Here is a 21,333-nt window from a genome sequence, read left to right as displayed (position 1 = left end):
CGTGCTGAACAAATTCGGTCCCTCGGGGCATGGCGAAGCGCAGGTGCAATATCTCGACGGCGATTTCCGCGTGATCTCGCCCGGCACCTATGTGCGCTGCGCGGTCACCGACGCCCGCATTCCGCTCGACGAGCTGAAGTACTGGAGCGTCGACCTGCAGGAGGCCTACGCGGTCCCCAGCGCCGTGCTGCAGCGCCACTTCCCCGGCGCGCTCAAGCCGCAGGGTTAGGCTCACCTCCCCACTCTCCTCTGCCTCGCCTCGAACAGCCGATCGGTCACCAAGCGCCGCAGCGCGCCGGCATCCGCAAATTGCAGCGTCACCGCGAACGGCACGATTGCCGTCGCCACGTCTGCGCCGCGCAAGCGCGCCAGATCCTTTTCCGTCGTCACCAGGGTCAGGCCGTCGCGGCGCGCGTCGGTCACGAGCGCGTCGATCTCTGCCTTCGTGAAGGCGTGGTGATCGGCGAACGCGCGCGCGCGCACGACATCGACGCCGCTTGACCGCAGCGTGTTGAAGAAGCGCGTGGGATCGCCGATTCCGGCAAACGCCAACACGCGCTTGCCGTGCAGCGCGGCGAGCGAGGCGTCGTCCGGTTTCAGATGCGCCGACAGCACCGGCTTGCCGCGCGAGACGACCTCGGCCGCAATCTTTTGCGCCGCATCCCCCTCGCCGACCACGATCAGCGCGTCGGTACGCGCCAGCTGCGGCGACAACGGCGCGCGCAACGGTCCGGCCGGAATGACGCGGCCATTGCCGAGCCCGCGCGTGGCGTCGATCACGATCAGGCAGGTATCCTTGGCCACGCCCGGATTCTGGAAACCATCATCCATCAGGATGACGCTGGCATTTTGCGCGCGGGCAAGAGCCACGCCCTCCGCGCGGGCGCGCGACACCACGACCGGCAGCGTCGCCGCCAGCATCAGCGGCTCGTCGCCGACGTCCGCCGCGCTGTGGCTGGCGGGATCGACCTTGACCGGGCCGCGCAGGCTGCCGCCATAGCCGCGGCTCAGCACCACCGGCCGCTCGTCGAGCTCGCGCAACAGCTTGGCCAGCGCCAGCACCGTCGGGGTCTTGCCGGCGCCGCCGACATGGTAATTGCCGATGCAAAACACCGGGATGCCGGCCTCGATGCCGGCGTGCTGCATCCGGCGCGCAGCGATTGCGCCGTAAAGCGCGGCAAGCGGCGTCAACAGATGCGATGTCCAGGACGACGGCCGGTGCCAGAAGCCCGGCTCACGCATTGGCGGCTCCCATCTCGAGCCGCAACTGCAACAGATAGGGCTCGAGCGCGACAAGCGTCCGCTCCAGCGCGCCGCCGAGCTGTTCGACGACGCGCTCGGACGCGGCGAGCGAGGTGTTGCGCGCCGCGGGGTCGGCGAGGAACTGGCCGAGCTGCTTGACCAGCGCCTCGCGATCATCGGCGCGGCGGGCGCCGCCCGCGCGGTCCAGCGCCTCGTAGACGTCGGTGAAATTGAAGACGTGCGGCCCGTGCACGATCGCAGCACCCAGCTTAATCGCCTCGATCGGATTCTGGCCGCCATGCGCGACCAGCGAGCCGCCCATGAACACGATCGGCGCCAGCCGGTAGAACAGGCCGAGCTCGCCCATGGTGTCGGCGACATAGATATCGGTGGTCGCGACCGGCAAATCCTCACGCGAGCGCAGGCCTGGATTGAGCCCGGCATCGGTCACGAGTTGCGCCACCGCCTCGCCGCGATCGGCGTGGCGCGGCACGATCACCGTCAGCAGCCCGGGGAAGAAGCCCGCCAGCGACTTGTGCGCCTCGACCAGGATCTCCTCCTCGCCCGCATGGGTGGAGGCCGCGACCACGATCGGTCGGCCGCGCGTCACCGACATCAGCCGCTCCAGCTTGGCGGGATCGGCCGGCGGCGCCGCAACGTCGAGCTTGAGGTTGCCGGTGGTGATGACGTTGTGGCTGCCGAGCGCGGCAAAGCGTTCTGCATCGGTCTTCGACTGCGCGAGGCAGATGTCGAACTGCCCGAGCAGTGTCCCGATGGTGTGGGACAGCCGCTGCCAGCGCGGGAACGAGCGCTGCGACATCCGCCCGTTGATCAGCACCATCGGCAGCCGCCGCGCCGCGCTGGAGAGGATCAGGTTCGGCCAGAGGTCCGACTCGATGAACAGCGCCAGCGACGGACGCCAGTGATCGAGGAAGCGCGCGACATAGCGCGGCGAGTCATAGGGCACGTATTGATGGATCACGTCGGGCGGGAAACGTTTGGCAACGATTGCGGCCGAGGTCACCGTGCCCGAGGTCAGGAGAATGCGCAGGTTCAGCGCACGCAGCCGCTCGATCAAGCCCGCCGCCGCCAGCACCTCGCCGACGCTGGCGCCATGGATCCAGACCAGCGGGCCGTGCGGCCGGACATCGGCGCTCATGCCACGCCGCTCGCCGACGCGCTCGGGGTCTTCCTTGCCGAGCTTGAGCCGGCGCTTGATCAGGGCAGGCGCGAGCGGCACCATCGCAGACGACAGCTTGCGATACACGCGCAACGTGATCGGGAGCGAGCTAGCCAAGCGCTGCCTCCGGCCGCCCGACGGCTGCATAGGCGCGTCGGGTCGATTCGTTCAGGAGATACTCCACGTGCTGCCGACACTTTTCCATCGTCTCGGCATCGGCATCCGGCGGCACGTAGACCGGCTCAATACCTACCACTGCGCCGCGCCCGAATGGCAAATTGATGGTGGTGGAATCCCAATTCTTCAACCGGACGAACCGGCTGGTGACCATCGCGAAGGCAATGATCGGCCGACCGGTCTCCCGCGCCAGCATGATCGGTCCAAGCCCGGCGGCCCGGGCCCGCTTCGGCACATCGGCCGTGGTCGCGATGTTGCAGCCGTCCTGCAGCGCCCGCACCATCTCCATGAAGGCGCCGATGCCGCCCTTGCGGTGGAAGGCACCGGAATGATCGCCGGAACCCCTGATCGTGCCGATGCCGAGCCGCTCCGCCGCGATGGCGTTGAACTCGCCGTCGCGGTGGCGGGAGATCAGGACCTTGGCGCGGTAGCTGTCCTTGATCTTGATGAACGGCGTCATGAAGTGCTGGCCGTGCCAGAACACGAAGATTGCCGGCATCCACGGCTCGACCAGCGCGTAGACATCGCCCGGCTCGTAGCTGAAGCGGTTGGTGCGCCAGACCAGCCGCAGATACTCGGCCGCAAGCACGCCCAGCGCGCGCTGCACGAACGCGCTGCGCAACAAATCGCGAAAAAAACGTTTCAATGGGAGTGCTTTGCGTCCTGCTCGGGGTCGAGCAACCGGTGGAGGTGAACGACGAAATAGCGCATCTGGGCGTTGTCCACGGTCTGCTGCGCCTTCGCCTTCCAGGCCGCATAGGCGGTCGCATAGTTCGGATAGACGCCGACGATCTCGACCTCGTCGAGGTTCTTGAAGGTGTTGTGCTCAAGGTCGGTGAGTTCGCCGCCGATCACGAGATGAAGCAGTTGCGGCTGGGCATTGTCTGACATGATGGGGTTTTTCCTGGTGAGATGCCCGGCAAGCAGATGAGGTTGGTCGTAACACGCGTGGTCGTAACACGTCTGGTCACAGCGGTCGGACGGGAGCTGAGGATCGGAGGGGCCTCACGGCAATGGGCGCTTTTGGAAATGCTCGACAATGCGTGCATGACGATCGCGTCCCGCTGCCACCAGCACCCCATGCGTCACCTCCCGGCGATTGTACTCAATCGCGTCCCCCGAGAGCGCCGTCATCTTACCACCCGCTTCCTGCACGATCAAATTCGCGGCGGCAAGATCCCAGTCGCGGCTTTGCCCGCCGGCAAAGGCGGCGTCAAGTCGCCCTTGTGCGACCCGGCACAGCCGCAACGCCAGAGATCCGATCCGCGGATGCAGCGTGATCTCCTCCGCCGTCGGGCTCAGCCGCTGCACCAGCGGCTTCGGTCCCGCCATGCGCGGAAAAACCAGATCGCCGCCCGCGGTGGCGTGGATCGCGGTATCGTTGAGGGTCGCGCCCTGCCCGCGCGCGGCGAAGAAGAACTCTTCAGTGACCGGCGCATACACCGCCGCGAGCACCGGTGAGGCATTTTCAACCAGCGCCACACTGACGCACCAGTCCTCGCGCCCGGCGAGGTAGGCGCGGGTGCCGTCGATCGGGTCGACGATCCAGGTCAGCCGCCGGTTGAGCCGCACGGCGTCGTCGGCACTCTCCTCCGACAACCAGCCGTAATCCGGCGTCGCCCCGCGCAGCTTCGCCTCGAGCAAATCGTTGACCGCGATGTCGGCCTCCGACACCGGCGACGAGGCGCCCTTGATCCAGTTCTTCAATTCGGTGCGGAACATCGACAGGCCGAGCCGGCCCGCCTCCTGCACCGTCCTGGTCAGCAAGGCCGCATCGCGCGCCTTGGTCCAGTCGTCCGTATCAGCGTCCGCCAAGCGTCAGCCCCTCGATGCGCAGCGTCGGCGAATTGACGCCGTAGCGGAATTCCAGGTCGTTGGCGGCGACCAGCGATTTGAACATCGGCAACAGATGACCTGCGATCGTGACCTCGCTGACCGCATAGGTGATCTCGCCATTCTCGATCCAGAAGCCCGACGCGCCGCGGCTGTAGTCGCCGGTCACGCCATTGACGCCGGAGCCGATCAGGTCGGTGACGTAGAAGCCTTGCTTGATGTCGGAGATCAATTCCTTCGGCGTCACCGCGCCGGGCTCGAGATGCAGATTGTACGATCCCGGCGACGGCGAGGAGGACACGCCGCGATGCGCATGGCCGGTGGTGACCAGGCCGAGCTCGCGTGCGGTCGCGGAATCCAGGATCCAGGTGGTCAGCACGCCCGCATCGATCAGCGCGGTCTTCTTCACCTTGACGCCTTCGGCATCGAAGGTCTGCGAGCGCAGGCCGCGCACCCGCAGCGGATCGTCGACGATGCGGATGTCCTTCGAGAACAGCTGCTCGCCGAGTTTGTCCTTCAGGAACGACGTCTTGCGTGCGATCGAGGCGCCGTTGATGGCGCCGACGACATGACCGATGATCGAGCCCGCCACCCGCGGATCGAACACGACGGGCACCTTGCAGGTCTCGACCTTGCGCGGATTGAACCGCGCCACCGCGCGCTCGCCGGCCTTGCGCCCCACGGTAGCGGGCGCATCGAGATCGGAGCCGTGCAGCGCGCTGGTGAAATCATAGTCGCGCTCCATCCCGGTGCCTTCGCCCGAGATCGCGGTCGTCGAGATCGAATGGCTGGAGCGCAGATAGGAGCCGTGGAAGCCGGTTGACGTTACCAGCACCATGCCGCCGATCCCGGTCGAAGCCGATCCGCCGCCGGACTTGGTGACGCCCTTGACGGCGATCGCCGCGGCCTCCGCCTCCATCGCGCGCCGCTCGAGCTCGGCGGTCGAGGGAACCGTGCGGTCGAGCAGATCGAGATCGGGGAAATCATGTGCCAGCAGCGCCGGATCGGCGAGCCCGACAAACTTGTCGTCGGGCGCGACGCGCGCCATCGCGACCGCGCGTTCGGCGAGCTTGGCGATGCCGTCGCCGGAGACGTCGTTGGTCGACACCACCGCCTGGCGCCGGCCGACGAACACCCGCAATCCGACGTCGTCGCCCTCGGAGCGCTCGGTCTCCTCGACGCGGCCGTCGCGCACCTCGACGCCCTGCGAGATGCCGCGCACCGCGACGGCATCGGCCGCATCGGCGCCGGCGCGCTTGGCGGCGTCGACCAGCCGCTGTGCGAGATCGCTCAAGCCGGACTGATCGAACAGGCCGGAAGGATCGCCGGCTCGCGCGGACGATGTTGATGGTGAAGGGTTCACGAACAGATTCCTGCGGATTGGACGGGGCGGGATAACGGCGCCGATCCCATCAGATGTGCCGGATTCACAGCGATTTCAAGCATTTTGCACCGCCGGACAACAAAGATTTGAAGCGTCCGTGCAAGGTCTCGTCAATCATGCCGGCCAACCTCTTGTCAATCATGGTGCCAGGTGAGAACGGGTTAACCAGGCTTTTTAAGCTGAAACGGCCACGCGTCCGCTAAGGTCTCACGCATCGACCGGGAACATAATCCCGGCGGGGAGACTAGGACGTGAGGCGTCAAACACCAACAAGCGGAATCCATTCCGCCGGGTCGAGCTGCGCACAGCGGCTCGACCCTCTTTCCCTTCCGCTCTCCTTTCACGCGCAGGATGCGCGCGCGGATGGCGGGATGCGGCAGATCGAGCTTCATCGCGAACGCATCGTGCTGCGCCGTGCCGTGCAGGGCATGCGGATGGCGGTCAACCTTCGCGTCAGCGACTTCCTCGGCGTCGCGGTGCGCGGCATCGACGACGCGCAGATGGTGGTGCTGGTTCACCGTGATCCCGCGCTGTCAATTCCGCTCGGTGCGAGTTCGGACACCGATGAGATCACCGCCGCGTGGCAGAGCTGGAGCGAGATCTTCCGCCTGCCGCAGCTGACCGAGCAGGCGCCGCCGCGCGAGCCGTCGGTGCGCCGCCGCCGCCGCAACGCGATCCGCAGCCGCCGCCCGAAATTCCTGGTCCGCCGCCGCACGGGTTTCCGCCTCAACGGCGAAAGCGTGCATCGCGACGAACGCGAGATCATCGCGCGGGATTAGTTGCGTCGCTGCGCTCGCCACGCACGCATTGTCGAATTTGTGGGCGGTCCGCGCACCAAACACGCGGTGTCATCACCCGCGCATGCGGGTGATCCAGTATTCCAGAGGCAGTTGTGCTTGAGCCGAGAGGCCGCGGCGTACTGGGTCGCCCGGATAAACCGGGCGATGACAGCGGTGGGCGGAGGCATAGCTTGCCTTCCTTACAGGCGTGTCATCACATCGCCCGCAACGCCGCATCAACCACGAGTCCGGCGAACAGCATCAGGCCGGCTTCGCGGTTGGACCAGAAGATGCGCAGGCAGAGCTTGGGATCGGCGATGTCGAGGCGCCGGATCTGCCAGGCCAATTGCAGCGCGAAGGCGGCGAGCCCGAGCCAGGCCGGCCAGCGCGCCGCAGCGAGCCACAGTGCTGTGGCGATGAGCAGCACGGCGGCGCCATAGAACACCACCAGCGCGCGGTGGGTGCGTTCGCCGAACAGGCGCGCGGTGGATTTGACGCCGATCAGCGCGTCGTCCTCGGCGTCCTGGTGCGCGTAGATCGTGTCGTAGCCGATCACCCAGGCGATCGAGCCGGCGTAGAGCGCGATCGCCGTCGCATCGATCCGCGCGAAGGTCACCGCAAAGCCCATAAGCGCGCCGTAGGAGAAGGCGAGGCCGAGCACCACTTGCGGCCACCAGGTGATGCGTTTCATGAAGGGATAGATCGCAACGATCGCGAGCGAGGCGATACCGGTCAACACCGCGAAGCGGTTGAATTGAAGCAGCACCGCGAGCCCGATCAGCGCTTGCAGCACCATCCAGATCAGCGCCTGCGTCACCGTCACCTGCCCGGCCGGAATCGGCCGCGAGCGTGTGCGCTCGACCTTGGCGTCGAGGTTGCGGTCGGTGATGTCGTTCCAGGTGCAGCCGGCGCCGCGCATCACGAAGGCGCCGACGAAGAACAGCACGACGTTAAGCGGCAGCGATCTGATGTCGTGGGCTGTGCCGGCGGCGAGCGCCGCCGACCACCAGCACGGCATCAACAATAGCCACGAGCCGATCGAGCGATCGAACCGCGCCAGCCGCAGATAGGGCCGCGACCACGCCGGCGCGTGCGTATCCACCCAGTTGCCCGTGGAGTCGGCAACGCGGGTGGTGACGTCGGTCATGTCAGCACGATCATCGGGTGAGAACGTTGCCGTTCAAGGTATCGAAGGTGCTGCCGCCCTTCTTGGTCGCGGTCGCTTCCGGCATCGAGGCGGACGAGCCGAGCACGTCGCTGAGCGACGGCCCCGCCGGCCCGCGCGGCTGGGCGGCGGCCTGCTGCGCGGCGCCGCAGACCCGTTTGAGCAGACCTTCGGTGTTCTTGTGGCCGTTCTTGAGCTGGTTGGCGATCTCCGGCGGGATGCCGCATTTGCTGGCGTTGGTCTCGACATATTTGATCATCTTGACCTCGGCCTGGCTGTAATTGCCGATTAGGTTGCAGGCCTCCTGCGGGCTGGCGTGGCGGTCGCTCGCGGTCTTGATCGCCTTGCCGCGCTTTTCGGCCTCCTCGCGCAACGGCACGAAGTTCTTCATGCAGGCTTCCGAAGCGCCGCCTTCGCCCGCGCCCGGCGGGGGCGGCGGCGACCCAAGCCCGCCGCCGGCGATCGGCGCGGCGCCCTGGCTCGGGAACGCCGACGGTGTCGCACCGATCCTGGATGCCGGCGCGCCGTTGACCGGCGGAAAGGCGGGATCGGAGGCGGTGCCGGCCCGCTTGGCAGGCGCGCCATTCACCGGCGGGAACGCCGGGTCATTGACAGTGCCTGCCTGGCCCGGCAACGGCGCCGGAAATGCGCTCTGGGCGGCGGCATGGCCTGCGGACAGGGCGGTCGCGGCAATGGTCAGCACGATCAGGCGGCGGATCATCGAGGGTGTTTCTCCGGCAAAGGTCGAGGCAACCCCGGCGGCTTCCAAACGAAGCAACGACATTTGAGGGGGCGTTTTACGATTCCTGCGAAGCCTTAACAACCCGTGGATTTGGGCGAGAGCGCGGCGTAGGGCCACATCGGCCACATTAAAATTGTTCCGGGATTTGAGGTCTTTAGGCTAGAAGCGCGGCGGAACGGACCGATCAAATATGCCTGAACTGGACTTTCGTAGCCCCCGACTGTTCATCGACGCCGCCTTGGGCGCGGGTGCGACCGTGACGCTCGACCGCAACCAGAGCAACTATCTCGGCAATGTGCTGCGGCTTGCCGCCGGCGACACCGTGCTGGCCTTCAACGGCCGCGACGGCGAATGGCGCGCCGAGATTTCAGGCCGCAAACGGGCCGATACGCTGGCGATCACGACGCAGACCCGCGCGCAAGACCATCTGCCCGACATCACCTACGCGTTCGCGCCGCTGAAGCATGCGCGGCTGGACTACATGGTGCAGAAGGCGGTCGAGATGGGTGCGGCGCGGCTCGCGCCCGTGATCACGCGGTTCACCCAGGTGTCGCGGGTCAATGGCGAGCGGATGCGGGCCAATGTGATCGAGGCGGCCGAGCAATGCGGCATCCTCTCGCTCGCCGAGGTGGCCGAGCCGAAGCCGCTGGAGCGCTTCCTGTCAGGCCGCGATTCGGCGCGGCTGCTGGTGTTCTGCGATGAGGCCGCGGAAGTGGCCGATCCCGTGCAGGCGCTGCAAGCGGCGAAGGCAACCAATGCCGGGATCGACGTGCTGATCGGCCCCGAGGGCGGCTTTGCCGAAGAAGAGCGAGCAGCGTTGTTGCGGCAGCCGCGCATTCTCCGGCTTGCGCTGGGGCCCAGGATTTTGCGGGCCGACACCGCGGCAGTAGCGGCGCTGGCGCTGGTGCAGGCCGCGCTGGGCGATTGGCGGTCTTCTCCTTACCCCTGAAAGGGGAAGGTCGGGATGGGGGTCGGCCGCAGATACCAATGCGCGCGGGGAGAGATGATCCCCACCCGCTTTGCCTGCGGGCAAAGCGACCTCCCCTTTTCAAGGGGAGGTGCAGTTGAGACTGCCGCGCCCCTAGCCAAGTCGTCGTAAAATCGTTAACCGACGCAATCATTAAGCCATCTGGCCGTTCCCTGTCGAAACCCTGGTTCGGCCATGGTAATGGCTGCGCCAAGCCAACCTGGAACCCGGTACCGGAACCAGAAATTCCGCACCTCTTGGACCTTGCGATGACCGAAGCCGCCACACCGCGCACACCTCAATCCGCCGGAGGACCAGCCTCCTGGGCGGATGCGCTGCTGGCCTCGTTCGCGCAGGCCGGCTACGCCAGGTCCGAGCCCGCGATCCTGCAGCCGGCGGAACCGTTCCTCGATCTCTCCGGCGAGGACATCCGCAAGAGCCTCTATCTGACCACCGATCCGACCGGGGAGGAACTCTGCCTGCGCCCGGATCTGACGATCCCGGTGGCGCGGGACTACCTCGCCTCGCCGCGCGCCGGCCAGCCGGCCGGCTTCAGCTACCTCGGCCCGGTGTTCCGCTATCGCTGGGGCCAGACCAGCCAGTTCCTGCAGGCCGGCATCGAATCCTTCGGGCGGCAGGACCGCGCCGCGGCCGACGCCGAGATGCTGGCGCTGGCGCTGGAGGCGACCACGGCATTTGGGCTCTCCGACGTCGATATCCGCACCGGCGACGTCGCGCTGTTCAACGCGCTGATCGACGCGCTCGGGCTCTATCCGGTGTGGCGGCGGCGGCTGATCAAGGATTTCAACCGCAAGGTCTCGCTGACCGACGACATCGAGCGATTGACGCTTTCGACCGCGCCGGGCCGCAACGAATATGAGGGCGTGCTCGCCGCGCTCGCCGGCTCCGACCGCAAGGCGGCGCTGGCGCTGGTCACCGATCTGATGTCGATCGCCGGCACCACCAACGTCGGCGGACGCACGGTCGCCGAGATCGCCGACCGTTTCCTGGAACAGTCGACCTTGAAGGCCGGCGCGCTGCCGCGCGATGCGGTCAACATCATCAAGCGCTTCCTTGCGATCGCGGGCGATCCCGACGAGGCCGTCGCGCAGCTGCGCGCACTGGCCTCCGACGCCAAGCTCGACCTCACCGCGGCGATCGACCAGTTCGAAAGCCGCGTCGGCTTCATGGCGGCGCGCGGCATCGACACCCACAAGACGAAATTCTCGACCGCGTTCGGCCGCGGCCTCGACTACTACACCGGCTTCGAGTTCGAACTGCACGCCAAGGGCAACGGCGCCGAGCCGCTGGTCGCCGGCGGCCGCTACGACGGGCTGATGTCGCAGCTCGGCGCGGCCGACCCGATCCCCGCGGTCGGCTTCTCGGTCTGGATCGAAGCGCTGGTCCGGCATGGCAAACCTGCCAGCCGCGGAGACGCCGCATGAGCACGCCGTTCGTCGTCGCGGTACCCTCGAAGGGCCGCCTGCAGGAGAACGCGGAGAGCTTCTTCGCCCGCGCCGGCTTGATGCTGTCGAAGGCCGGCGGCGCGCGCGACTATCGCGGCACCATCGCAGGCGTCGACAATGTCGAGATCGCCTATCTCTCGGCGAGCGAGATCGCGGCCAATCTGGCGCGCGGCACGGTGCATCTCGGCGTCACCGGCGAGGACCTGGTGCGCGAGAGCATCGCGGACGCCGACCGGCGCGTGCTGATGATCGACGGCCTCGGCTTCGGTTATGCCAACGTCGTGGTCGCAGTGCCGCAGGCCTGGATCGACGTCCGCACCATGGCCGATCTCGACGACGTCGCAAGCGGCTTCCGCGAGCAGCACAATCACCGCATGCGGGTGGCGACCAAATACATCAACCTGACGCGGGGCTTCTTCGCCAAGCATGGTGTCGGCGATTACCGCATCGTCGAGAGCGCCGGCGCCACCGAGGGTGCGCCGGCGGCCGGCTCGGCCGAGCTGATCGTCGACATCACCACGACGGGAGCGACGCTCACCGCCAACGGGCTGAAGGTGCTCGACGACGGCGTGATGCTGCGCAGCCAGGCCAACCTCGTTGCGTCGCGGGATGCCGACTGGTCGAACGGCGCCCGCGAGACGGCGCGCGTCATCCTCGACCACATCGCCGCCCGCGCCCGCGCCAGCAAGTATCGCGAGGTCCGCACCCGTTTCGCCGGCTGCAACGATGCGCTGCTGACGGAGGCACACAACCGGTTCGGTGTGGTCGCTCCGTTCGGCGGGCCGACCTCGTCGGGCATGCTCACGCTGCACTGCCCACCGGGAAAACTCTACGCGCTCGGCTCCTTCCTGCGCGACCACGGCGCCGATACGGTGTCGGTGGTGTCGCTCGACTATGTGTTCGACCGCGAGAACCCGCTGTTCGCGAAACTCGAGGCCTTCCTGCGACAATGAGTCAATTGGCCGTTCATGTTGGCGACAGCCGGCCGGCGGTACCATATTGTGCAGATGATCTCTTTTTCGACGCGTTTTCTGCACGCGAACCGGAAGTCCATCCCGGATCAAGTCCGGGACCGGCCTCGCTCGAAAACGCTCTAGTTCCGGAACCTGATCGATGATGATGCTGGGCTCTGACGTTTCCAGCCTGACCACAACCGCGAAGACCGCATCCTCCCGCGGCCTGTCCATCGTCGTGCCCGTCTACAACGAGGCCGCCGGACTTTCCGCGCTGCACGCGCGGCTGGTCGGCCTCGCCAAGTCGCTGCGCGCCCGCTACGGCGTCGCCTGCGAGGTGGTGTATGTCGACGACGGCAGCGCCGACAATACGCTGGCGATCGCGCGTGAGCTTCCGCCCGACGGCCTCGACGTCCAGGTGGTGTCGCTGTCGCGCAATTTCGGCAAGGAGGCGGCGCTGATGGCCGGCCTCGACCACGCCCGCCGCGGCGCGGTACTGTTCATGGACGGCGACGGCCAGCATCCGCCCACGCTGGTGGAGCGGCTGGTGGCGCACTGGATCGAGGACGGCTACGATGTCGTCTACACCGCGAAGGCCAACCGCGACAATGAATCGGCGGCGCGGCGGCTTGCGGTGCGCGGCTTCTACGCGCTGATCAATTGGGGCGCGCGGCAGAAGATCCCGGAGGATGCCGGCGACTTCCGGCTGCTGTCGCCGCGCGCGGCGGCCGCGTTGCGGCAATTGCCGGAGCGCAACCGTTTCTTCAAGGGTCTGGCGAGCTGGATCGGCTTCAAGCAGATCCGTGTCGATTACGAGCCGGCGCCGCGCGAGCACGGAGTCACGACGTTCAACGCGGGCCGGCTGATCGGCCTGTCGATCGAGGGCCTGACCTCGTTCTCGGTGGCGCCGCTGCGCTTCGCCAGCCTGCTCGGCGCGCTGCTCGCGGGCTTCGCCTTCCTGTTCGGCCTCTCGATCCTCTGGGAAGTCTGGACCACCGGCAAGCAGGTGCCGGGTTATCCGTCGCTGGTGATCGGCGTGATGACGATCGGCGGCGTGCAGCTGATCATGATCGGCATCGTCGGCGAATATATCGGCAAGATCCTCAGTGAATTGAAGGCGCGGCCGATCTATTTCGTCGCCGAGCACACCGAGAAGCACGCCGACGGCGCCGCCGCCGAAGCGAGCGAGCGGACCGCCGCCGAATGAGCGACGCCGCACCACGCCGGATCTGGCTGTGTGCCGACGACTATGGCCTGAGCGACGGCGTCAACCGCGCGATCCGCGATCTGATCGAGCGCGGCCGGCTCAACGCAACATCGGTCATGATGGTGACGCCGGCGATCGGCCGCGACGCCGCGGCGGCGCTTGTGGCATCGGTGGCGAAGAGCCCGCGCTGCGCGATCGGGCTGCATGTGACGCTGACTGCGCCGTTCCGGCCGCTGACGCTGCACTTCCGTCCGCTCGACGGCGACATGTTCCTGCCGTTCCCAAAACTGTTGCGCGCCGGGATGCTGCGGCGGCTCGATGCCGAGCTTGTTCATGCCGAGGTGCTGGCGCAACTCGACGCCTTTCGCGAGCTGTTCCGTCGCGCCCCCGACTATGTCGATGGCCACCAGCACGCGCAGCTGTTCCCGCAGGTGCGCGACGGTTTTTTGCGCGCGGTGAAAGAGCGCACGCCGGATGCCTGGGTGCGCCAGGGCGGGCTCAATTTGCCGTTCACGCAGCGGGTCACCGGGTTCAAGACCCTGGTGCTGGACGTGCTCAGCACGCAATTCCGCAACAAGGCGAGAAAGCTCGGCCTGCGTTTCAATCCGACCTTTGCCGGCGCCTATGATTTCACCAAAGAGCCGGATTTCGGGCCGTTGATGCGCGGCTTCCTGAAGGACCTGCCGGAGGACGGGCTCGTGATGTGCCATCCCGGCTTCGTCGACGAGGTGCTGAAGAACCTCGACATCCTGACCACGCAGCGCGAGAAGGAATATGCCTATCTCGCAAGCGACGACTTTCCGGCGCAGCTCGCGCTGAATAATGTTACACTGGGGCTGAATTCGCCAAGGTAATCCGGTCGTTTTGTCGCATACAGAAATTTAATTCGCACCCCCACTCCTTGCGCCACAAAGCCCGTCCTACATCTCGGGCGCGCCGGTTCGCAATCGACGCGATGGAGAACGCCATGACACCGCAAGAACGCCAATTGATCGACGACCTGTTCGACCGGCTCGCCAAGCTGGAGAATGCCCCACGTGACAATGAGGCCATGTCCGCGATCATGGCCGGCCTGCGCACCGCGCCGAACGCGGTCTATGCGCTGGTGCAGACGGCGCTGGTGCAGGACGAGGCGCTGAAGCGCGCCCACGACCGTATCCAGGAGCTGGAGGCCGCGGTCAGCCAGCAGCAGCCGGCGCAGCAGCAATCCGGCGGCTTCCTCGATTCGATGCGTGGTGCGATTTTCGGCCAGGATCAGTCGCACGGGTCGGTGCCGCCGGTGCGTGCCCCCGACATGGGCCGCGATCAGGGCAGCCGCCCGGTCTGGAACTCGGGCCAGGCGATGCAGCATGCCAGCGGCTATGATCAATCCGGTGGCTACGGCCAGTCCGGCGGTTATGGCCAGTCTGGCGGTTATGGTCAGTCCTACGGCCAGGGCGGACAAGGCTACGGCCAGCAATACGGCGCTCCGCAGGGCGGCGCGTTCGGCGGCGGTAGCGGCGGCTCGTTCCTCGGCACTGCGGCTGCGGCCGCGGCCGGCGTGGTCGGCGGTTCGATGCTGATGAGCAGCATCCGCGGCCTGATGGGCGGCGGCACGCACCAGTCGGTTGCCGACGGCGGCGGCCTGTTCGGTGGCGGCTCGCGTCCTTGGGGCGGCGACCAGTCGTCGAGCAATCTGGCGCGTGACGCCGGGATCAACGACGTCAACTCCTCCGGCCGCGACAATGATTCCGGCTCGCGCACCAGCGCGTTCGACCAGGCGCAGGCCGACCAGGACCAAGACGATGATCAGGACGCCGACGACGATGATGGTTTCGACGGCGGCGGCGACAACAGCGACTACGCGTAAACGCGATCGCTTAAACGATAACGGCCGCTCTCATCGAGCGGCCGTTTTGATTCAAGCGTTGTGATCGATCACATCACCACGACCTTGGCGCCGACATTGACGCGGCCGTAGAGGTCGATGACATCCTCGTTGCGCATCCGGATGCAGCCGGAGGAGACATTGGTGCCGATCGTCCAGGGCTCGTTGGAGCCGTGAATGCGGTACAGCGTGGATCCCAGATACATCGCGCGCGCGCCGAGCGGATTTTCCGGGCCGCCTTCCATGTGCCGCGGCAAATCGGGACGGCGTGCCAGCATTTCCGCCGGCGGCGTCCAGTCCGGCCATTCGCGCTTGGCCGAGACCGTCTTGACACCAGACCAGGTGAAGCCGGGCTTGCCGACGCCGATGCCGTAGCGCAGCGCCTTGCCGTCGTGCTGCACCAGATAGAGGAATTTGTTCGGGGTATCGACGACGATGGTGCCGGCGCCTTCCTTGCCGGAATAGTCGACCATCTGCTTTTCGTATTTCGGATCGAACGGCTGCTGCCGCGGATCGATACCGGCTTCCTGCTGCTGCTGGATCATCTGCTGCTGCGGATCCATCGGCGGCAGCGACTGACGGCCGTAATAGGCTGGCTGCTGCTGATACACCGGCTGCTGCGGCGCGTAGCCCTGCGACGATGGCGCGTCGCCGAACAGGAATTCGATGAAGCCGCCGCCCATGCTGGAGCGCTGCGGCTGCGCATAGGCAGTGCGCACCGGCGGCGGCGCCGGCGGGGCGGCGTAGATCACGGTGGGCTCGGGGAGCTGCGCCGCATCGATCGCGAATGCGGGAAGCGGAGCAGCAACAAGGAAGGTGGCGCCGGCAAGCAGCGCAAGCGTGGTTCTGTTTTGCATCGACGTACTCTGTACTGTTTCGTCGTGACGTGTTGCGTGCGGCGGCAAGACCTTGCGCCGTTGCACGTGGTCAATAAGCAATGAAAACCGCATCGGTTTGGTAAACGGAATCGCGGTTGGGATTCACCACGCCGGCAATCGGCGGCGGTTTTGGCCGACAGCGTTTATTTTGCGTGAACGCGCGCCCGACATGGTTAACCGGCCGTTCGACGCTGCTTCACGTGATGCGCGCAAACTGTTCCCGCGTGAACCTGACGTTAAATCCGCTCTGTCTAGAACGGACATCAGTTATGGGGCGGGAATTGAAATCATGTCAGTGAAGCGCAAGCGTTTTCGTGTCGAGCAGGCCATCATGGGCGACGTGGCCACGCCGGAGCCTGAGGCGACCGGCGGCGTCGACATCGGCCCGATGCATCGCGAGATCATGGCCGAACTGCGCTCGATCCGCGCGCAGATGGCCGCGCCGCCCGCGCAGCGCGCCATCGAGACCACGGAAGCGATGGTGGCGCGCGAGGTTGCCGAAATGCATGCGATGCTCGAGACCTACCGCGCCCAGGTCGAACAATGCGAGAAGCTCAAGGTCGAACTCGACCTGATCCACGACGCGATCAGCCGCACCAAGCGCGAGATCGCCGTGCTGCACGGCAAGAGCTTCAACGGCGAGGAGATGGCCAAGGTCAATGGCGAGCTCGGCGCCGTGGTCGGCGGCACCGAGCAGGCCACCCAGCAGATCCTCGAGGCGGTCGAGGCGATCGACCAGGCCGCCAGCGCGCTGTCGAAGAATGTGACGCCGGACCAGCAGAAGCTGCTCAGCGAGGAGATCCAGGAGCGCGTGATCGCGATCTTCGAGGCCTGCAACTTCCAGGACCTCACCGGCCAGCGTATCAACAAGGTGATGCAGACGATGAAGTTCATCGAGCAGCACATCAGCGAGATGATGGAAATCTGGGGCGGCGTCGACGCCATCAAGTCGCACGCCCCGCCGATCGTCGACACCCGCGAGGGCGACGCCCGCCTGCTCAACGGCCCCAAGCTCGACGGCGACGTCGGCCACGCCTCGCAGGACGACATCGACGCGATGTTCAATTGAACGATCGGCATTGGGAGAATACAAAGCGCCGGCCTCAAGGGCCGGCGTTTTTGTTTGTGGCCGCCCTCTTTCCTTCTCCCCTTGTGGGAGAAGGTGGCGCGAAGCGCCGGATGAGGGGTATCTCTCCGCTTGCCCAGACTGAGAGAGTTGAACTCGGGGAGAGATACCCCTCACCCGGATTGCATCTGCGATGCAATCCGGCCTCTCCCACAAGGGGCCTGTTGCGTAATCTGGCGATTGTGATTCCTTAGGGCAAAGGCCGAGGGGAATGACGATGGCGGTGAAGCAGACGGGACAGCCGAGCTTTGTGGAAGCGCTGCTGCCGAAGGGGGCTGGCGCCAATGCGGCGCTGGAGCGGTTGTCGAGCTTGGTCAAATGGTATCGGTTCGAGAAGCTGCTGGCCCATTTGCGGGATGAGGCAAGCCCCGGTCGCCCGGGCTATCCTGTGCTGGTGCTGTTCCGCGCGCTGCTGTTGCAGTCGCTCTATGGTCTTTCGGATCGCGACCTCGAGGAGGCGCTGGGAGATCGGCTATCGTTCAAGCGCTTCGTCGGTCTGAGCCTTGAGGATGCGGTGCCTGATCACACGGTGCTCAGCCGCTTCCGGAACCAGTTGGTCGAACAGGAGCTTTTGGAGAAGCTGTTCAGTGAACTGGACCGTCAGCTCGAGAATGCCGGTGTTATCCTGAAGCGCGGCACAATGCTGGATGCGACCTTGATCCAGGCGGTATCTGCACCGCCGAAGGATGATCGGCCGTCAAACGATCCCGACGCCCGGTTCGTCAAGCGGCAAGGCAAGAGCGGCTGGACCTTCGGCTACAAGGCACATGTTGGCGTCGACGAAGGATCCGGCCTGATCCGCGCGGTTTTGACCACACCCGCCAATATCAACGACACGACACCGGCAGACGACTTGATCCGCGGAGATGAAGCCGCAGTGTGGGCCGACGCGGCCTACGACACCCATGCCAGACGGGCTCGGCTGAAAGCGGAAGGCAAGAAGCCTCGGATCGCGCGCCGCCCCAACAAGCATCATCCGGAGCTACCGGCCAGGCTCAAACGCTATAACCGCCTCATCGCACGGCGAAGGGCGCAGGTGGAGACCACCTTCGCCACTCTCAAATGCCGCATGCGGCTGACCTGTATCCGTTACGTTGGCCTGATCAAGGCAAGCGCACAGGTCAAACTCGCCGCCATCGCCTTCAATATGCGGCGGTGGGCGACAATCGCAGCCTGAGCCGCCCTCCGAGCACATCAATCAACACCGTTCCGGCTGCCACGCCTGCCTCTCCCGCCGCGCTTCAAAACGTCAATAACGCAACAGGCCCACAAGGGGAGAGGCGGACCTTTGATGCGGCGAGATCGAGAAACGAACTACGCCCGCGGCGCGCAGCGGACGTAGACCATGTTGCCGTAGCGGGTGGCGGCGTCCTTGTCGACGAAGCGGGTGATCAGGACGCGGCCGTCGAACGAGACGATCTCGCGGTCCTGCTCGCCGGGGGTCGGGCCGGGCGGGCCGATATAGTTCTTGCCGCTCGGCGAACCCTTCAGCCGCAATTCCTGCGGGGTGGCCTGGTCGGCCAGATGCATGATGACGCCGCCGGACTGGCCGGCGCCGATCACGTAGGGCTGCTTGCACTGATCGCGCGCGGCCTTCTCGGTGCGGGCGCGGTCGGCGGGGTTCTGGAACGAGGCGAGGCCCCAGCGGCCGACGATCTCGTCGGGTCGGATGGTCGCCGGCATCTCCGGCCCCCCTCCGGCATCGGCCTGCGGCGGCGGCTCGGGATTGTTCGACGAGAACGACGGCAAGCTGAAGCTGCTGCACGCCCCGAGGGATAGCGCCAGCGCCGGGACAGCCGCGAGCCGTGCGACCAATCGCGCGTTGAGTGACCTGTTCATTTGCATCCCCCGACTTCTGTCCTGGCCACACCCGTCCCGCAGCCAAGCGTAAAACTTAAGGCGGAGCAACGACGTCTGGCAAAATTACGTCATCGCTACGATTTGGTTTCCGGTCCACCATCCTATATTGGCCTCACCAAGGCCTTAACCCACTTTGCTTGACAGGATCGGCGCCAGGCCATATTTCCCGCGCGCGGTTGGCACTCTCGCACTACGATTGCTAAGCGCGTCCGGCGTCCTGTCGGGCGCTGACGGGACGTATCCAACGCCGGTCTCGATGAACCGGACCTGAAACCAGCCTTCCAAGAGGGAACGTCATGGCTAAATCCACCTTCCGCCCGCTGCATGACCGCGTCGTGGTCAAGCGTATCGATGCCGAAGCGAAGACCAAGGGCGGCATCATCATTCCGGACTCGGCCAAGGAAAAGCCCTCGCAGGGTGAAATCGTCGCCGTCGGCCCGGGTGGCCGCGACGAGCAGGGCAAGCTGATCCCGATCGACCTCAAGGTCGGCGACCGCGTGCTGTTCGGCAAATGGTCGGGCACCGAGGTCAAGCTCGACGGCGAGGAGCTCCTGATCATGAAGGAGTCCGACATCATGGGCGTGCTGGCCTGACGTAGTTCATTCGCGCTGCCGCAACCCCCACGCCGTCATGCCCGGGCTTGACCCGGGCATCCATCACACTTCGGAAGAAGATGGATCGCCGGGTCAAGCCCGGCGATGACGAGCGAGAGAAACGGCGCATCCCAATCATCCAGGAGTACACACAATGGCTGCCAAGGACGTGAAATTCGCCGGAGACGCCCGCGAGCGCATGCTGCGCGGCGTCGACGTGCTCGCCAATGCCGTCAAGGTGACGCTGGGCCCCAAGGGCCGCAACGTCGTCATCGAGAAGAGTTTTGGCGCCCCGCGCATCACCAAGGACGGCGTCACCGTCGCCAAGGAGATCGAGCTCGAGGACAAGTTCGAGAACATGGGCGCGCAGATGCTGCGCGAGGTCGCATCCAAGACCAACGACACCGCCGGTGACGGCACCACCACCGCGACCGTGCTGGCCCAGGCCATCGTCCGCGAGGGCGGCAAGTCGGTCGCCGCCGGCATGAACCCGATGGACCTCAAGCGCGGCATCGACATCGCGGTCGCAGCCGTCATCAAGGACATCGAGAAGCGCGCCAAGCCGGTCGCCTCCTCGTCGGAAGTCGCCCAGGTCGGCACCATCTCGGCCAACGGCGATACCGCGATCGGCAAGATGATCGCGCAGGCGATGCAGAAGGTCGGCAATGAGGGCGTGATCACGGTCGAGGAGAACAAGTCGCTCGAGACCGAGGTCGACATCGTCGAAGGCATGAAGTTCGACCGCGGCTATCTCTCGCCCTACTTCATCACCAACGCCGAGAAGATGACCGCCGAGCTGGAAGATGCCTACATCCTCCTGCACGAGAAGAAGCTGTCCGGCCTGCAGGCCATGCTGCCGGTGCTGGAAGCCGTGGTGCAGTCCGGCCGTCCGCTCCTGATCCTCGCCGAGGACGTCGAGGGCGAGGCGCTGGCGACGCTGGTGGTCAACCGCCTGCGCGGCGGCCTCAAGGTCGCAGCCGTCAAGGCGCCGGGCTTCGGCGATCGCCGCAAGGCGATGCTCGAGGACATCGCGATCCTGACCGGCGGCCAGCTGATCTCCGACGAGCTCGGCATGAAGCTCGAGAGCGTTACGGTCAACATGCTCGGACGCGCGGGCAAGGTGGTGATCGACAAGGAGAACACCACCATCGTCAAGGGCGCCGGCAAGAAGAAGGACATCGACGCCCGGGTCGGCCAGATCAAGGCGCAGATCGAGGAGACCACCTCGGACTACGACCGTGAGAAGCTGCAGGAGCGGCTTGCCAAGCTCGCCGGCGGCGTTGCCGTGATCAGGGTCGGCGGCGCGACCGAGGTCGAGGTCAAGGAGAAGAAGGACCGTGTTGAGGACGCGCTGAACGCGACCCGCGCCGCGGTGCAGGAAGGCATCGTGCCGGGCGGCGGCGTCGCGCTGTTGCGCGCCAAGAAGGCGGTCGGCCGTCTCACCAACGACAATGCCGACGTCCAGGCCGGCATCAACATCGTGCTCAAGGCGCTGGAAGCTCCGATCCGCCAGATTTCGGAGAATGCCGGCGTCGAGGGCTCGATCGTGGTCGGCAAGATCCTCGAGAACAAGTCGGAGACCTTCGGCTTCGACGCCCAGACCGAGGACTATGTCGACATGGTCGACAAGGGCATCATCGACCCCGCCAAGGTGGTGCGCACCGCGCTGCAGGACGCCTCCTCCGTGGCCGGCCTGCTCGTGACCACCGAAGCCATGGTCGCCGAGGCGCCGAAGGAAGCAGCCCCCGCGATGCCGGGCGGCGGCGGCATGGGTGGAATGGGCGGCATGGGCGGCTTCTGAGCCCTCACGCACATCCCGATCGCAATCGAAGGCCGCCTCCGGGCGGCCTTCTTTTTTCGCCACGGGGCCCCGGCCTTGCCCGCGCCTTTGGCGGAAATCTGCGATCCGCGATA

22 protein-coding genes are annotated in these 21,333 nt (G+C 66.2%); 12 read left to right on the top strand and 10 right to left on the bottom strand.

Features of this window, described 5'->3' with window-relative positions:
• The first annotated feature begins 1 nt into the window (after nucleotide 1).
• The gene (locus IC762_RS06560; protein WP_066502498.1) at nucleotides 2-229 is read left to right on the top strand and encodes a DUF2093 domain-containing protein; all 228 of its coding nucleotides are present in this window, start codon (nucleotides 2-4) and stop codon (nucleotides 227-229) included.
• A 2-nt stretch (nucleotides 230-231) separates the two neighbouring features.
• On the opposite strand, the gene lpxK is transcribed toward IC762_RS06560, so the two are convergent.
• The 6 genes from lpxK to IC762_RS06530 all read right to left on the bottom strand — a co-directional run bounded on the left by lpxK (nucleotide 232) and on the right by IC762_RS06530 (nucleotide 5,795).
• A complete protein-coding gene (gene lpxK, locus IC762_RS06555) occupies nucleotides 232-1,242 on the bottom strand; it encodes a tetraacyldisaccharide 4'-kinase (RefSeq protein ID WP_195787870.1) in 1,011 nt (336 codons plus the stop codon).
• Complete coding sequence (locus IC762_RS06550; RefSeq protein ID WP_195787868.1) at nucleotides 1,235-2,569, bottom strand: 3-deoxy-D-manno-octulosonic acid transferase; 1,335 nt, start codon at nucleotides 2,567-2,569, stop codon at nucleotides 1,235-1,237. Before IC762_RS06550 ends, lpxK begins: the two co-directional genes overlap by 8 nt.
• Nucleotides 2,532-3,245, bottom strand: coding sequence for a lysophospholipid acyltransferase family protein (locus tag IC762_RS06545; protein WP_195787866.1), 714 nt, complete (start codon nucleotides 3,243-3,245; stop codon nucleotides 2,532-2,534). Before IC762_RS06545 ends, IC762_RS06550 begins: the two co-directional genes overlap by 38 nt.
• Entirely contained in the window at nucleotides 3,242-3,490 is a 249-nt protein-coding gene (locus IC762_RS06540) for a DUF4170 domain-containing protein (RefSeq protein ID WP_044538909.1), read from the bottom strand. Before IC762_RS06540 ends, IC762_RS06545 begins: the two co-directional genes overlap by 4 nt.
• A gap of 114 nt (nucleotides 3,491-3,604) precedes the next feature.
• Nucleotides 3,605-4,414, bottom strand: coding sequence for a 3'(2'),5'-bisphosphate nucleotidase CysQ (locus IC762_RS06535; protein WP_195787864.1), 810 nt, complete (start codon nucleotides 4,412-4,414; stop codon nucleotides 3,605-3,607).
• Nucleotides 4,401-5,795, bottom strand: coding sequence for a TldD/PmbA family protein (locus IC762_RS06530; protein WP_195787863.1), 1,395 nt, complete (start codon nucleotides 5,793-5,795; stop codon nucleotides 4,401-4,403). Before IC762_RS06530 ends, IC762_RS06535 begins: the two co-directional genes overlap by 14 nt.
• Nucleotides 5,796-6,067: 272 nt before the next feature.
• Here IC762_RS06530 and IC762_RS06525 point away from each other — a divergent pair, with 272 nt between their 5' ends.
• Nucleotides 6,068-6,595 carry a DUF6101 family protein gene (locus IC762_RS06525; protein WP_195787861.1) on the top strand — a complete coding sequence of 176 codons (528 nt, stop codon included), beginning with the start codon at nucleotides 6,068-6,070 and terminating at the stop codon, nucleotides 6,593-6,595.
• Nucleotides 6,596-6,809: 214 nt separating this feature from the next.
• Here the strand turns inward: IC762_RS06525 and ubiA are convergent, their stop codons facing one another.
• Nucleotides 6,810-7,742 (bottom strand): 4-hydroxybenzoate octaprenyltransferase, encoded by a 933-nt coding sequence (ubiA, locus tag IC762_RS06520; RefSeq protein ID WP_195787859.1) that lies wholly within the window; start codon nucleotides 7,740-7,742, stop codon nucleotides 6,810-6,812.
• Nucleotides 7,743-7,752: 10 nt separating this feature from the next.
• Entirely contained in the window at nucleotides 7,753-8,481 is a 729-nt protein-coding gene (locus IC762_RS06515; RefSeq protein ID WP_195787857.1) for a hypothetical protein, read from the bottom strand.
• A gap of 211 nt (nucleotides 8,482-8,692) precedes the next feature.
• On the opposite strand from IC762_RS06515, the gene IC762_RS06510 reads away from it, so the two are divergent.
• The 6 genes from IC762_RS06510 (at nucleotide 8,693) to IC762_RS06485 (ending at nucleotide 14,944) form a co-directional block, all read left to right on the top strand.
• Nucleotides 8,693-9,451, top strand: a complete 759-nt coding sequence (locus tag IC762_RS06510; RefSeq protein WP_195787855.1) for a 16S rRNA (uracil(1498)-N(3))-methyltransferase — start codon at nucleotides 8,693-8,695, stop codon at nucleotides 9,449-9,451.
• Between the two features lie 287 nt (nucleotides 9,452-9,738).
• Entirely contained in the window at nucleotides 9,739-10,914 is a 1,176-nt protein-coding gene (locus tag IC762_RS06505) for an ATP phosphoribosyltransferase regulatory subunit (protein ID WP_195787853.1), read from the top strand.
• Nucleotides 10,911-11,888 (top strand): ATP phosphoribosyltransferase, encoded by a 978-nt coding sequence (gene hisG, locus IC762_RS06500; RefSeq protein ID WP_195787851.1) that lies wholly within the window; start codon nucleotides 10,911-10,913, stop codon nucleotides 11,886-11,888. Before IC762_RS06505 ends, hisG begins: the two co-directional genes overlap by 4 nt.
• Before the next feature lie 163 nt (nucleotides 11,889-12,051).
• Complete coding sequence (locus IC762_RS06495; RefSeq protein WP_195790018.1) at nucleotides 12,052-13,095, top strand: glycosyltransferase family 2 protein; 1,044 nt, start codon at nucleotides 12,052-12,054, stop codon at nucleotides 13,093-13,095.
• A complete protein-coding gene (locus IC762_RS06490) occupies nucleotides 13,092-13,949 on the top strand; it encodes a ChbG/HpnK family deacetylase (RefSeq protein WP_195787849.1) in 858 nt (285 codons plus the stop codon). Before IC762_RS06495 ends, IC762_RS06490 begins: the two co-directional genes overlap by 4 nt.
• 113 nt (nucleotides 13,950-14,062) lie before the next feature.
• A complete protein-coding gene (locus IC762_RS06485; RefSeq protein WP_195787847.1) occupies nucleotides 14,063-14,944 on the top strand; it encodes a DUF2076 domain-containing protein in 882 nt (293 codons plus the stop codon).
• 68 nt (nucleotides 14,945-15,012) lie between these two features.
• Here IC762_RS06485 and IC762_RS06480 read toward each other — a convergent pair whose 3' ends face one another.
• Nucleotides 15,013-15,819 carry a L,D-transpeptidase gene (locus tag IC762_RS06480; protein ID WP_195787845.1) on the bottom strand — a complete coding sequence of 269 codons (807 nt, stop codon included), beginning with the start codon at nucleotides 15,817-15,819 and terminating at the stop codon, nucleotides 15,013-15,015.
• A gap of 310 nt (nucleotides 15,820-16,129) precedes the next feature.
• Here IC762_RS06480 and IC762_RS06475 point away from each other — a divergent pair, with 310 nt between their 5' ends.
• Complete coding sequence (locus IC762_RS06475) at nucleotides 16,130-16,909, top strand: protein phosphatase CheZ (protein ID WP_195787843.1); 780 nt, start codon at nucleotides 16,130-16,132, stop codon at nucleotides 16,907-16,909.
• 274 nt (nucleotides 16,910-17,183) lie between these two features.
• Nucleotides 17,184-18,143 (top strand): IS5 family transposase, encoded by a 960-nt coding sequence (locus tag IC762_RS06470; protein ID WP_433995876.1) that lies wholly within the window; start codon nucleotides 17,184-17,186, stop codon nucleotides 18,141-18,143.
• Between the two features lie 137 nt (nucleotides 18,144-18,280).
• On the opposite strand, the gene IC762_RS06465 is transcribed toward IC762_RS06470, so the two are convergent.
• The gene (locus tag IC762_RS06465) at nucleotides 18,281-18,805 is read right to left on the bottom strand and encodes a hypothetical protein (RefSeq protein WP_195787839.1); all 525 of its coding nucleotides are present in this window, start codon (nucleotides 18,803-18,805) and stop codon (nucleotides 18,281-18,283) included.
• Nucleotides 18,806-19,122: 317 nt separating this feature from the next.
• Here IC762_RS06465 and IC762_RS06460 point away from each other — a divergent pair, with 317 nt between their 5' ends.
• Together IC762_RS06460 and groL are read left to right on the top strand one after the other, a co-directional pair.
• Complete coding sequence (locus tag IC762_RS06460; protein ID WP_195787837.1) at nucleotides 19,123-19,419, top strand: co-chaperone GroES; 297 nt, start codon at nucleotides 19,123-19,125, stop codon at nucleotides 19,417-19,419.
• A gap of 154 nt (nucleotides 19,420-19,573) precedes the next feature.
• Nucleotides 19,574-21,220 (top strand): chaperonin GroEL, encoded by a 1,647-nt coding sequence (groL, locus tag IC762_RS06455; protein ID WP_195787835.1) that lies wholly within the window; start codon nucleotides 19,574-19,576, stop codon nucleotides 21,218-21,220.
• Nucleotides 21,221-21,333 lie beyond the last annotated feature (113 nt).

This window comes from Bradyrhizobium genosp. L (assembly GCF_015624485.1).
Taxonomy (GTDB): domain Bacteria; phylum Pseudomonadota; class Alphaproteobacteria; order Rhizobiales; family Xanthobacteraceae; genus Bradyrhizobium.
Note: the sequence above shows the minus strand (reverse complement) of the source record. Positions and strands in the feature narration are given on the sequence as shown.